The following is a 12,521-nucleotide window of genomic DNA, read 5'->3' as shown; positions in this document are numbered from 1 at the left end:
ACATGGCCAAAGATGAATTTATTGAAGTGATTGGCAAAGTAGTCGAACCCTTACCCAACGCTATGTTCAGGGTGGAATTGGAAAGTGGAAAAATTATACTAGCCCATATTTCTGGAAAGATGAGAATGCATTACATTCGAATCTTGCCGGGAGATAGGGTAACAGTTCAAATTTCCAAGTACGATCCGACCAAGGGGCGCATTACCTATCGCCATAAATAATATTTTATATAATTTTCTAAAGTACGCAAACAGAAATAGGAAGGGATAAGGTCTTCATGCCCCGAAAAAACAAGGGTTCAGGAAGACAAAATTGGTTTAAAACGTCATAGCCATAACTGATCCCCAAGAAAGAGATGATTTATTTTTCTGTCTTGAATTTTCGATAGGGAGGTATTAAAATGAAAGTCCGCGCATCGGTCAAACCGAGGTGTGAAAAATGTAAAGTTATTCGTCGTAATGGGAGAGTATTTATTATTTGTACTAACCCAAGACATAAACAAAGGCAAGGTTAGGAGGTTATTCCATGGCTCGAATTGCTGGAGTCGATTTACCGAACAGCAAAAGGATAGACATTGCGTTAACTTATATTTATGGTATTGGGCCAGTGCTTTCGAAAAATATTATTGAAGAAACCCAGATTGATCCGAGTATTCGGGTGAAAGACTTAACCGATGAACAGCTGAATAAACTGCAAAAAGCAGTTGAGAAATATCCAGTTGAGGGAGAGTTGCGTTCTCAGGTATCTCAAAATATAAAACGGTTGATTTCGATTGGTGCTTATCGAGGGATAAGACATCGGCGAGGTATGCCAGTTCGTGGTCAAAGAACAAGAACCAACGCCCGTTCTCGTAAGGGATCAAAACGAACAGTTGGGATAAGCCGCAAGAAGTAGCTTATTATAAATAAGGAGGCATCGCGCTTTGGTTAAAAGAACAAAAGGGAAACGTAAAGAAAAAAAGGTAGTTCGCGAAGGAATTGCCCATATTAAATCGACATTTAATAATACGATAGTTGCAATTAGCGATAGACAGGGAAATGTCATCTCTTGGGCAACATCGGGAGGAAGTGGTTTTAAGGGGACTAAGAAGGGAACTCCCTTTGCAGCTCAGTTAGCTGCTGAGACGGCTGCAAAAAAAGCCATGGACCAAGGCTTAAGAGAAATAGAGGTTTTGGTGAAAGGACCTGGATCAGGGCGTGAAACAGCTATTCGTTCTTTGCAAGCGACTGGTTTGGTCATAAAATCGATTAAAGATGTGACTCCAATTCCTCACAATGGTTGCCGACCACCCAAGCAAAGAAGGGTTTAAGAGGAGGATTAATTCATATGTCAAGATATACCGATGCCAAATGCAGATTATGCCGGCGACAGGGAGTAAAGTTATTTTTAAAGGGGCCCCGTTGCATGACTCCTAAATGTGCTTTTGAAAAGAGGCCTTTTGCACCGGGAATGAGCCGAGGTTCACGAAGACGCCTTTCCGATTATGGTGTGCAATTGAGAGAGAAACAAAAAGTTCGCTATATTTATGGAATTTCAGAACGGCAATTTAATAATTATTTTGTAAAAGCAAATCGTATTCCGGGAGTTACTGGTGAAAATTTCTTACGTTTGTTAGAAAAGCGCTTGGATAACGTCGTTTTCCGAGGGGGAGTTGCTGATTCAAGAAGTGATGCTCGGCAAATGGTGCTCCATCGCCATTTCAAGGTGAACGGAAAAATAGTTAATATCCCTTCTTTCATGGTTTCAGTGGGAGATAAGATTGAATTAACTGATGTTGGGAAAAAGCATAAAAAGATCAAAGAGATTATTGACGAAAAAGAGCAACTCAATCCACCGAGCTGGTTAGAATTTCAGCCAGAACAATTCACTTTTACGGTGTTACGAGAACCGAATCGGGATGATATTGATTATCAGGTAGAAGAATCTTTGATCGTTGAGTTTTATTCCAAGTAAATTTGAGGTGTAAGTATGCCCGATATTAAGGAAATGATGAAATTTGAAACAATTGAGCTTCGTGAGGATCCGATTACCCGAGCTCATTATGGGAAATTTTCCATAGAACCACTAGAATCAGGATGGGGCGTGACTCTGGGGAACGCCATTCGGCGTGTCCTTCTCTCTTCTATGGAAGGAACAGCGGTGACTTCGGTTGAGATCGATAATATCATTCATGAGTTTTCTTCTCTTCCGGGAATGAGAGAAGATATTACCGATCTTCTCCTTAACGTTAAAGGTTTGGTTCTTTCTTCATCGTCAACAGAAGAAGAGGAAGTACTAAGGATTGATGTAAGAGGAAATGAAGATTCCGACCTTCCCCGGCGAGTGACAGCTCGTGATATTCAGCCCAATCCGAATGTTGAGATTATTAATCCGGATCATTATTTAGCCGAGTTGAACCACGAAGGACAACTGGCGATGACTCTTTATGTCAATCATGGCAAAGGGTATCAGGAGACTTCCGAAAAGGTTGCGCGTGATTATCGGAATATTCAAATTGATGCGATATTTACCCCAGTTAGAAAAGTAAATTATAGTGTAGTTGATACTCGGGTTGGTCAGTTTACCAACTTTGATAAACTTATTCTTGAAATTTGGACCAACGGCTCTATCCTTCCTCAAGAAGCTTTAAAAAAATCTCTTGAGTCGCTGGTTGGTGAAATTAGCTATATTTACAGCTTGGTTAAGGAAAGTCTGTCAGACGATTTAACGGCTCCAGTGGATGTTGCCTTAGAAGAGCATGAAACGGGAGAAGACAAGCTTATCGAAGAGTTAGAATTATCAGTTCGTGCCTATAATTGTTTAAAACGTGCTCGAATTAATAATCTTCATGAACTTTTAGAGATCATTAACCAACACCCGGAAGACTTAAAAAAAATCAAAAACTTGGGTCAAAAAACCTATGAAGAGATTGTTGAGAAAGTTGAGAAACTTGGTTACGAACTCAATAAAGTAGATATAAATGAGGTGAACAACCAATGAGGCATAGAATGAAAAGAGGGAAGTTAGGTCGCACGACTTCCCATAAAGAAGCCATGTTATCGAATCTTTTAGTTTCCTTGATTAAGTCAGGGGCAGTGGAAACAACTGAGTGTAAAGCAAAAAACCTCAAACCGCTTTTTGAAAGAATTATATCTCAAGCAATCGAAGGAACTAATGCAACAACTATTCAAGTAATGCGTTGGGTTGACGATAAAGAAGCCTTTAAAACCCTTCAAAGGAGTTTAGTTCCACGCTTGAAAGAAAGAAAAGGGGGATACTGTCGGATTTATAAAACGAGATTTCGCCAAGGAGACGGGGCTCCAATGGCACGGGTTGAAATACTTTCTGAATAAATCAATGAGTTGGATTGTAGTAAACCCTGCCAGCCAAAGGGCTGGCTTTTTTTATGGAAAGGACCTGTGAAGGTGATTGAATTTGACGGAGTGTCCTTCTGGTTTTCTGAAGATGAAACCTTAATAGAAAAAAAGGATGAAGTTCTTCATAATGTTGAGCTTGTCATTCCTAAAGGCGAGTTTGTTGTTTTATTGGGAAGGAATGGTTCGGGAAAATCAACCTTAGCCAAGCACTGTAACGGATTGTTACTTCCCAAAAAAGGAACGGTTAATGTAGATGGAAAAAAAACCAATCAATCAGAATTTTTGTGGGATATTCGCCAAAAGGTTGGATTGGTTTTCCAAAATCCTGATAATCAGATTATTGCCACAACCGTTGAAGAAGATGTTGCCTTTGGACCAGAGAATCTTGGAGTACCTCAAGATGAAATACGAAAACGGATTGATCAAGCATTAAATATTGTTGGAATGAACGATTTTCGAAAAAAAGAACCCCACCTTCTTTCTGGTGGTCAAAAGCAGCGAGTCGCAATCGCCGGTGTTTTGGCTATGCAACCAGAGTATTTAGTGCTTGACGAGGCAACATCAATGCTTGATCCGGAGGGCAGAAACGAAATCATGTCGCTTATTTCTCAACTTCGTGGATCAATCACTATTTTCCACATTACCCATTATATTGAAGAAGCAGTTGATGCTGATCGGGTTATTATCATGGATCAAGGCCAAATTGTTGCTCAGGGAAGACCAACTGATATATTTAATCAGAGAGATCAAATATATGAATGGGGTTTAGAGCTCCCATTGGTATCGGAAACTGCCTGGATCCTTCGGAGTCGGTTTCCCGAACTATTTCCTTCCCTTCCGCTTCAAGCAGAAGAATTGGTGGCTGCCTTGTGTTCATTCGTCTAGAAAATGTCTATTACAGTTATTTCCAAAATACTCCTTTTGAAGTTCAAGCTCTTAAGAATGTCACTCTCACTATTGACAGGGGAGAGTCAGTAGGTATTATTGGAAGAACTGGCTGTGGAAAATCCACCCTCATTCAGCACTTTAATGCTCTCCTTTTCCCCGCTCAAGGATCAGTTTTCATTGATGATGAAAAAGTCCAAAAAAAAGGCTCCCGGCTGAAAGGAATACGAAGTAAAATTGGTTTGGTGTTTCAATATCCTGAACATCAAATATTTGAAGAAACGGTTTTTGACGAGGTTGCCTTCGGACCTCGAAATAACGGTGTGAGTGGTGAAAGCTTAGAAGTAACTGTTAAATGGGCTTTGGAAAGTGTTGGTTTGGATTACCAGGAATTGAATAAAAAGAATCCCTTCGAATTAAGCGGAGGCCAAATGAGACGAGTTGCCATTGCCAGTATTCTGTCAATGCGGCCCGAAGCCTTAATTTTAGATGAGCCAACGGCTGGACTTGATCCGGAGGGGAAAAGACTCATTCTGGGGAAACTGAAAAGCCTACGAGAAGAAAATGGGACAACCCTGATCCTAGTATCCCATAGCATGGATGACTTGGCCATGATTGCGGAAAGAATAATTGTGATGGATAAAGGGACTATTGGATTAGATGGTCCAGTACGTCAAATTTTTTCTCAGGGAGAAGTTATAGAACGCTATGGAATAAAGCCGCCTACTACTGCTCAAATAGCTGAATTACTTCGAAAAAAAGGATTTGACATTGGAGAAGGAATTTTAACCGCTCAGGAATTATCTGAACAAATAGAAGAAAAGATATTAAATGGAGGATGCCAATAATATGCTGGGAAAGAGCATAGCGATTGGACAATTTATCCCAATTGAATCGCCCATCCACCGGCTGGATCCTCGAGTAAAAATCCTAATTTCGGCTATTCTTATTGTTGTTTTATTTATTGTTAAGGAATGGCTATCCTTTCTTTTTATTGGAAGTTTTATCATTTTGTTAACCATAACAGCCCGAATACCAATTTCTTATATCGGAAAAAGTTTGAAACCGATTCTTTTCCTACTGGCTTTTACTCTGGTTTTACAGGTTTTTTTTACCCCTGGAGATTATATTTGGGAGTATGGTGTTCTGCATGTTTCCAGAGAGGGGCTTATCCGCGGGTTATTTATCATTGTTCGACTTTGTCTTTTAATTTTATGTACCGCTCTTTTAACCCTTACTACTTCACCAGTTGAATTGACCGATGGATTGGAATCACTCATGAGTCCTTTCAAGAAATGGGGTTTTCCTGCTCATGAATTAGCGATGATGATGACAATCGCCATCCGTTTTATACCGACCTTAATGGAAGAAGCTGACCGAATCATTAAAGCCCAACAAGCTAGAGGAGCCGATTTTGAATCGGGAAGTTTGATTCAACGAGCTAAAAATCTTATTCCGTTATTGGTTCCCTTATTTATTAATTCATTTAAACGAGCTGATGACTTAGCGATTGCCATGGAATCTCGTTGTTATCGTGGTGGTATCGGTCGGAGTCGCCTACGAATCCTAAAGTTGCGGAAAGCTGATATTCTTTTTCTTAGTATTACTATAATTTTTATAACTATGGTTATTTTTTTGTCCCGGTTTATTTGGTAAAGGAAACTTAAGATATTCATGCATAAATTGAAAGATAGTACATCGAGAAGCACTAAAAGAAACAATTTGGTAATGATAATCGAATATGATGGAACCAATTATTTTGGCTGGCAAAGTCAACCAAATCACCGGAGCGTCCAATCGGTTCTCACTCAAGGACTCTCATCAGTTCTAAATCAACCGGTCGTTCTCCATGCATCAGGTCGAACTGATGCCGGAGTTCATGCTTTAGGACAGGTGGCGAACTGCCATGTCGAATTAAACTTGGATATACCTCCTCTATTTCGGGCGTTAAATTCCTACCTTCCTCCAGATATCAGAGTGATACACCTTCAAGAAGCCCCTTTCTCCTTTAATGCTCGCAAAGACGCTACCGGCAAAGAGTATCATTATTGGATGTATTGTGGAAGCCAATTTCCAGTGTTTATGCGTCATTATATGTTTTACCCGGGAAATTACCGGATTGATTGGCCACTTTTAAAAGAATGTATCAATCTCTTTTTAGGGGAACATGATTTCACTGCCTATAGTGCTTCTGGAAGCTCCGCAGTGAACATGGTTCGTGAAATTCATCAATTTGAAGTTTGTGATTATAAAGATGGTTTTTTGTCTTTTCGGATCGTAGGAAATGGTTTTTTGTATAAAATGGTTCGAATCCTTTTAGGGGAAATCTGGATGGTTCAGTTGGGGAAGAAAAAGATTGATGACCTTCACTTTGCTTTGTCCCAACCCAACCGAGGGAAGCATCGGTTATGCCTACCTCCTCACGGGTTGTATCTTACCCGGGTTTTTTATCCAGACTATGATTTTGGGGAAAGTGATCACTTTTCACTTTCCTTTCCGTTTTTCTTTCAAAATAAGGGCTCAATATTTAAATAATGAAACAATAATCTCTGCTATTTTTCTATCTTGAAAATACCGGAACGATTTTAATAGGTAACTCATATTAAACAACCAACCAGGATCTCATCCTGGGCTTTCACCCTCATCCTCACCTTCTCCCATCAAGGGAGAAGGAACTCTTACTCGTCATTGCGAGGAACGAAGTGACGTGGCAATCTCATGAGTTCAATCTTTTTTAATTCTCTCCCTTTGGATAAAAGGAAATGATTCGAGATTCGATTTTTTCCAGTTCTTTTAAAATCTCCTCTACCCCCTTTTCTAAAGGGGGAAATTGGTTCTTGAGTATATATTTTCATCTTCATCTGGTGCCACGAAAGTGGCATGAGAGTCTATCCTGAAAATACACGAGCATGATAAATCAAGCCCCTAATAAAGAATATAAAATTGTATTAGCGCAATGAATTGCGCCCGATTAATGTAGCGACATGCCATGGCATGTCGAATCTTGAGTTTTCATCCACATCTGGTATGACCGTATAGGGGAAGAGACTCAATTAAAAATATTTAAAAAAAACCTAAGGTATGGTTGACAATTCCATATAGGCTGTGTTAAATTAACTCTTGCACTCGGGTTAAGGTAAAAAACCCGAAAGCTAGAGTACCTTGAAAAGTAAATATTCCGCCTACTTCCAAAAGAAGTTTCCAAGTAACAAGCGGTCCACATTCGGGCCGAGATTGAAACCCACATCTTTTTTTCAAATAGGAGAAAAGATTGTGATACAGATGTGTCACGGAGGGTTTGATCCTGGCTCAGGACGAACGCTGGCGGCGTGCCTAACACATGCAAGTCGAACGCGAGTGTCTTTTTTCGTAAGAAAGGTGACACTTGAGTGGCGAACGGGTGAGTAACACGTGAGTAACTCACCTTCCGGTGGGGGATAACTGTCCGAAAGGGTGGCTAATACCCCATATGCTCCCTGACCGCCGGGTCAGTGAGAAAAGTGGGCTTCGTAAGAAGCTCACACCAGAAGAGAGGCTCGCGCCCCATCAGCTGGTTGGCGAGGTAATGGCTCACCAAGGCAATGACGGGTAGCTGGTCTGAGAGGATGGTCAGCCACACTGGGACTGAGACACGGCCCAGACTCCTACGGGAGGCAGCAGTGAGGAATTTTGGGCAATGGGCGAAAGCCTGACCCAGCGACGCCGCGTGGAGGATGAAGGCCTTCGGGTCGTAAACTCCTGTTCTGGGGGAAGAAAACGGGGTGCGTGAATAATTCATCCCGCTGACGGTACCCCAGGAGAAAGCTCCGGCTAATTACGTGCCAGCAGCCGCGGTAATACGTAAGGAGCAAGCGTTGTCCGGATTTACTGGGCGTAAAGAGCTCGTAGGCGGCCGATCAGGTCTCGCGTAAAATCCCCCGGCTCAACCGGGGAGGGTCGCGGGAAACCGGCCGGCTTGAGGACAGAAAAGGAAAGTGGAATTCCCGGTGTAGCGGTGAAATGCGTAGATATCGGGAGGAACACCAGTGGTGAAGACGGCTTTCTGGTCTGTTGCTGACGCTGAGGAGCGAAAGCCAGGGGAGCGAACCGGATTAGATACCCGGGTAGTCCTGGCCGTAAACGATGGATACTAGGTGTGGGAGGTTCGACCCCTTCCGTGCCGCAGCTAACGCATTAAGTATCCCGCCTGGGGAGTACGGCCGCAAGGTTGAAACTCAAAGGAATTGACGGGGGCCCGCACAAGCGGTGGAGCATGTGGTTTAATTCGATGCAACGCGAAGAACCTTACCAGGGTTTGACATGCTGGTGGTAGAAGCCTGAAAGGGTGACGACCTTCGGTTTTCCGAGGGAGCCAGCACAGGTGCTGCATGGTTGTCGTCAGCTCGTGTCGTGAGATGTTGGGTTAAGTCCCGCAACGAGCGCAACCCTTACCCTTAGTTGCGACCAGGTTATGCTTGAGCACTCTAAGGGGACTGCCGGTGACAAACCGGAGGAAGGTGGGGATGACGTCAAATCCGCATGGCCCTTATGTCCTGGGCGACACACGTGCTACAATGGCCAGTACAGAGGGTTGCGAACCCGCGAGGGGGAGCCAATCCCAAAAAGCTGGCCCCAGTTGGGATTGCAGGCTGCAACTCGCCTGCATGAACGCGGAATCGCTAGTAATCGCGTATCAGCTACGGCGCGGTGAATGCGTTCCCGGGCCTTGTACACACCGCCCGTCACACCACGAAAGTCGATTTTACCTGAAGTCACTGAGCTAACCCGCAAGGGAGGCAGGTGTCGAAGGTAGGGTCGGTGATTGGGGTGAAGTCGTAACAAGGTAGCCGTAGGGGAACCTGCGGCTGGATCACCTCCTTTCTAAGGAGAACTGTTGGGAGTAGGCGGAATTTTTTTTGAGATATAAGTTTGGGCCTATAGCTCAGATGGTTAGAGCGCACGCCTGATAAGCGTGAGGTCTCTGGTTCAACTCCAGATAGGCCCACCATGATCAATGCTTATCACTCGGCAAAATGATTATGTCGGGGGTGTAGCTCAGCTGGGAGAGCGCCACGTTCGCAACGTGGAGGCCACGGGTTCGAATCCCGTCATCTCCACCAAAAAGGTTTCATTATTTTCAAAAAATAAAGATGTTTTGCACCTTGAAAACCGAATAGAATCTGTCAGGAATACACTTCAATCAATCAAACCTTTTGTTAAACCTGATCAAAAAGAATTTTAGGATTTTGCGGTCAAGTTAAGAAAGGGCGTACGGTGGATGCCTTGGCGTCAAGTGGCGATGAAGGACGTGGCCAACTGCGATAAGCTTCGGGTAGCTGTAAGCGAGCGTTGATCCGGAGATCTCCGAATGGGGCAACCCGCTGGAGCCAACCTCCAGCATCCTCTTCACTGAGGAAGCAAACCAGGGGAACTGAAACATCTCAGTACCCTGAGGAACAGAAAACAACCGTGATTCCCGAAGTAGCGGCGAGCGAACCGGGAACAGCCTAAACCGTATCCGTGTCAAGCCCGGAAGCGTTGCGGATACGGGGTCGTGGGACCAACTGTGGTGGTGTCCGGCACCACCCAAGAGTCACCAAATACCCTGGTAGTCGAAGAGGTCTGGAAAGCCTCGCCAAAGACGGTGAAAGCCCGGTAGGCAAAACCAGCGGTATCTCTTGAGTTGGCTCCCAAGTACTGCGGTCCACGTGGAATTCCGTGGGAATCTGGGGGGACCACCCCCTAAGGCTAAATACTCCTTGACGACCGATAGTGAACCAGTACCGTGAGGGAAAGGCGAAAAGACCCCCGGGAGGGGAGTGAAATAGAACCTGAAACCGTATGCCTACAAAACGTAGAAGGGCGATGATCCGGACCTAGTCCGAGTCCGCCTGACTGCGTGCCTTTTGGAGAATGAGCCGGCGAGTTACGGTGATTGGCGAGGTTAAGTGGGTTTTCCCCACGAAGCCAGAGGGAAACCGAGTCTGAAGAGGGCGCATCAGTCAGTCACTGTAGACCCGAAGCCAGGTGATCTATCCATGGCCAGGATGAAGCGGGGCTAAACCCCCGTGGAGGTCCGAACCAGTGTAGGTTAAAAACTGCTTGGATGAGCTGTGGATAGGGGTGAAAGGCCAATCAAACCTGGAGATAGCTGGTTCTCCCCGAAATAGCTTGAGGGCTAGCCTCAGGCAAAAGGAGAGGGGGTAGAGCACTGGATGGGCTAGGGGGCTTACCCGCCTACCAAACCCAACCAAACTCCGAATACCTCTCCTCAACGCCTGGGAGTCAGACAGCGGGGTATAAGCTTCGTTGTCAAAAGGAAAACAGTCCAGACCGCCAGCTAAGGCCCCCAAACGCAGACTAAGTGGGAAAGGTGGTGACACTGCCGTAACAGCCAGGAGGTTGGCTTAGAAGCAGCCATCCTTTAAAAAGTGCGTAATAGCTCACTGGTCGAGCGGTGTTGCGCCGAAATATTCACGGGGCTCAAGTCTGCTGCCGAAGCTGCGGAATCAGCATACGCTGGTTGGTAGGGGAGCGTTGGGTAGGCCGTCGAAGTGGGACCGTAAGGACCCATGGAGGTATCCCAAGTGAGAATGCCGGCATGAGTAGCGAGAAGAGAGGTGAGAATCCTCTCCGCCGTAAACCTAAGGTTTCCTGAGGAAGGCTCGTCCTCTCAGGGTTAGTCGGATCCTTAGCCGAGGCCGCAAGGCGTAGGTGATGGGCAGCCGGTCCACATTCCGGCACTACCGCCAATCGTTTGTAGCGATGGGGGGACACAGAAGGGTAGGCCAGCAGCGTGAAGGACGTCGCTGTCTAAGCCGGTAGGCGGAGGAAGGAGGCAAATCCCTTTCCTCGAGAACGCCGAGAGGTGACGGGGAGCTCCTACGGGAGCGAACTGGTTGATCCCATGCTGTCAAGAAAAGCCTCTAGTGAGAACGGCGGTATCCGTACCGCAAACCGACACAGGTAGGTGGGAAGAGTATTCCAAGGCGCGCGAGTGATCCCCCGTTAAGGAACTCGGCAATCTAACCCCGTACCTTCGGAAGAAGGGGTGCCCCATACCGGTTGAGAGGTTCGCCCTCACAGGCCGGCAGGGGTCGCAGAGAAATGGCTCTGGCGACTGTTTAATAAAAACACAGGACTCTGCTAAGCCGCAAGGCGATGTATAGGGTCTGACGCCTGCCCAGTGCCGGAAGGTTAAGGGGAGGGGTCAGCTTGGAAAGCAATTTTCGAGCGAAGCTCTGAACCGAAGCCCCGGTAAACGGCGGCCGTAACTATAACGGTCCTAAGGTAGCGAAATTCCTTGTCGGGTAAGTTCCGACCCGCATGAACGGCGCAACGACTGGAGCGCTGTCTCAACGGGGAGCTCGGCGAAGTTTCATTACAAGTGCAGATGCTTGTTACCCGCGACTAGACGGAAAGACCCCGTGAACCTTTACTGTAACCTGATATTGAATCCGGATATACCCTGTGCAGGATAGGTGGGAGGCGGTGAACCGGGAGCGCTAGCTTCCGGGGAGCCATCCTTGAGATACCACCCTTGGCCTATCCAGGTTCTAACCCGCTTTGGTGAATCCCAAAGGGGAACAGTGTCAGGCGGGCAGTTTGACTGGGGCGGTCGCCTCCTAAAATGTAACGGAGGCGCCCTAAGGTTCCCTCAGCACGTTTGGAAATCGTGCGTCGAGTGTAAGGGCAGAAGGGAGCCTGACTGCGAGAGGGACACTTCAAGCAGAGACGAAAGTCGGGCCTAGTGATCCGGTGGTTCTGAGTGGAAGGGCCATCGCTCATCGGATAAAAGGTACTCTGGGGATAACAGGCTGGTCTCCTCCAAGAGTCCACATCGACGAGGAGGATCGGCACCTCGATGTCGGCTCGTCGCATCCTGGGGCTGAAGTAGGTCCCAAGGGTTGGGCTGTTCGCCCATTAAAGCGGTACGTGAGCTGGGTTTAGAACGTCGTGAGACAGTTCGGTCCCTATCTGTCGCGGGCGGAGGATATTTGCGGGGAGCTGTCCCTAGTACGAGAGGACCGGGATGGACGAACCTCCAGTGTTCCAGTTGTCCTGCCAGGGGCATTGCTGGGTAGCTGTGTTCGGAAGGGAGAAGCGCTGAAAGCATCTAAGCGCGAAGCCCACCCCAAGATCAGATATCCCACTGGGTAACCAGGTAAGACCCCGGGAAGATGACCCGGTTGATAGGCTCCAAGTGTACAGATGGTAACATCTTGAGCTGAGGAGTACTAATCGGTCGAGGACTTGACCGCATTGCACTCATCATTTCAAATAGACACCAGGTATTCCTGA

At 46.1% G+C, this 12,521-nt stretch carries 11 protein-coding genes, 2 tRNA genes and 2 rRNA genes; all 15 read left to right on the top strand.

Annotated elements, in window-relative coordinates; genetic code table 11:
* Positions 1-2 precede the first annotated feature (2 nt).
* The 15 genes from infA to RT761_RS12920 all read left to right on the top strand — a co-directional run bounded on the left by infA (position 3) and on the right by RT761_RS12920 (position 12,481).
* Entirely contained in the window at positions 3-221 is a 219-nt protein-coding gene (infA, locus tag RT761_RS12990) for a translation initiation factor IF-1 (RefSeq protein ID WP_218111845.1), read from the top strand.
* A 179-nt stretch (positions 222-400) separates the two neighbouring features.
* Positions 401-514: a 50S ribosomal protein L36 gene (rpmJ, locus tag RT761_RS12985; protein ID WP_218111844.1), complete on the top strand. Its 114-nt coding sequence runs from the start codon at positions 401-403 to the stop codon at positions 512-514.
* 11 nt (positions 515-525) lie between these two features.
* The gene (gene rpsM / locus RT761_RS12980) at positions 526-894 is read left to right on the top strand and encodes a 30S ribosomal protein S13 (RefSeq protein WP_218111843.1); all 369 of its coding nucleotides are present in this window, start codon (positions 526-528) and stop codon (positions 892-894) included.
* A gap of 28 nt (positions 895-922) precedes the next feature.
* On the top strand, positions 923-1,309 hold the full coding sequence (gene rpsK, locus RT761_RS12975; RefSeq protein WP_218111842.1) for a 30S ribosomal protein S11: 387 nt from the start codon (positions 923-925) through the stop codon (positions 1,307-1,309).
* A gap of 17 nt (positions 1,310-1,326) precedes the next feature.
* A complete protein-coding gene (gene rpsD / locus RT761_RS12970; RefSeq protein WP_218111841.1) occupies positions 1,327-1,953 on the top strand; it encodes a 30S ribosomal protein S4 in 627 nt (208 codons plus the stop codon).
* A 15-nt stretch (positions 1,954-1,968) separates the two neighbouring features.
* Positions 1,969-2,979 carry a DNA-directed RNA polymerase subunit alpha gene (locus RT761_RS12965; RefSeq protein ID WP_218111840.1) on the top strand — a complete coding sequence of 337 codons (1,011 nt, stop codon included), beginning with the start codon at positions 1,969-1,971 and terminating at the stop codon, positions 2,977-2,979.
* A gap of 8 nt (positions 2,980-2,987) precedes the next feature.
* Entirely contained in the window at positions 2,988-3,332 is a 345-nt protein-coding gene (gene rplQ, locus RT761_RS12960; protein WP_218111839.1) for a 50S ribosomal protein L17, read from the top strand.
* A 72-nt stretch (positions 3,333-3,404) separates the two neighbouring features.
* Entirely contained in the window at positions 3,405-4,241 is an 837-nt protein-coding gene (locus RT761_RS12955) for an energy-coupling factor transporter ATPase (RefSeq protein ID WP_425491278.1), read from the top strand.
* Complete coding sequence (locus RT761_RS12950; RefSeq protein ID WP_218111837.1) at positions 4,226-5,089, top strand: energy-coupling factor transporter ATPase; 864 nt, start codon at positions 4,226-4,228, stop codon at positions 5,087-5,089. Before RT761_RS12955 ends, RT761_RS12950 begins: the two co-directional genes overlap by 16 nt.
* A 4-nt stretch (positions 5,090-5,093) precedes the next feature.
* Positions 5,094-5,897 (top strand): cobalt ECF transporter T component CbiQ, encoded by an 804-nt coding sequence (gene cbiQ / locus RT761_RS12945; protein ID WP_425491277.1) that lies wholly within the window; start codon positions 5,094-5,096, stop codon positions 5,895-5,897.
* Between the two features lie 18 nt (positions 5,898-5,915).
* Positions 5,916-6,776: a tRNA pseudouridine(38-40) synthase TruA gene (truA, locus tag RT761_RS12940; protein ID WP_218111835.1), complete on the top strand. Its 861-nt coding sequence runs from the start codon at positions 5,916-5,918 to the stop codon at positions 6,774-6,776.
* A 751-nt stretch (positions 6,777-7,527) separates the two neighbouring features.
* A 16S ribosomal RNA gene (locus RT761_RS12935) occupies positions 7,528-9,101 on the top strand.
* Between the two features lie 50 nt (positions 9,102-9,151).
* Positions 9,152-9,228: transfer RNA gene (locus RT761_RS12930), tRNA-Ile, on the top strand.
* A gap of 36 nt (positions 9,229-9,264) precedes the next feature.
* A tRNA-Ala gene (locus tag RT761_RS12925) sits at positions 9,265-9,340 on the top strand.
* A gap of 130 nt (positions 9,341-9,470) precedes the next feature.
* Positions 9,471-12,481: ribosomal RNA gene (locus tag RT761_RS12920) — 23S ribosomal RNA — on the top strand.
* The 16S and 23S rRNA genes sit together here with 2 tRNA genes alongside, the layout of an rRNA operon.
* Positions 12,482-12,521: the final 40 nt, after the last annotated feature.

Origin of the sequence: Atribacter laminatus (assembly GCF_015775515.1) — a bacterium.
In the GTDB taxonomy this organism is placed as follows: domain Bacteria; phylum Atribacterota; class Atribacteria; order Atribacterales; family Atribacteraceae; genus Atribacter; species Atribacter laminatus.
This window is presented reverse-complemented; position numbering and strand designations above follow the sequence as displayed.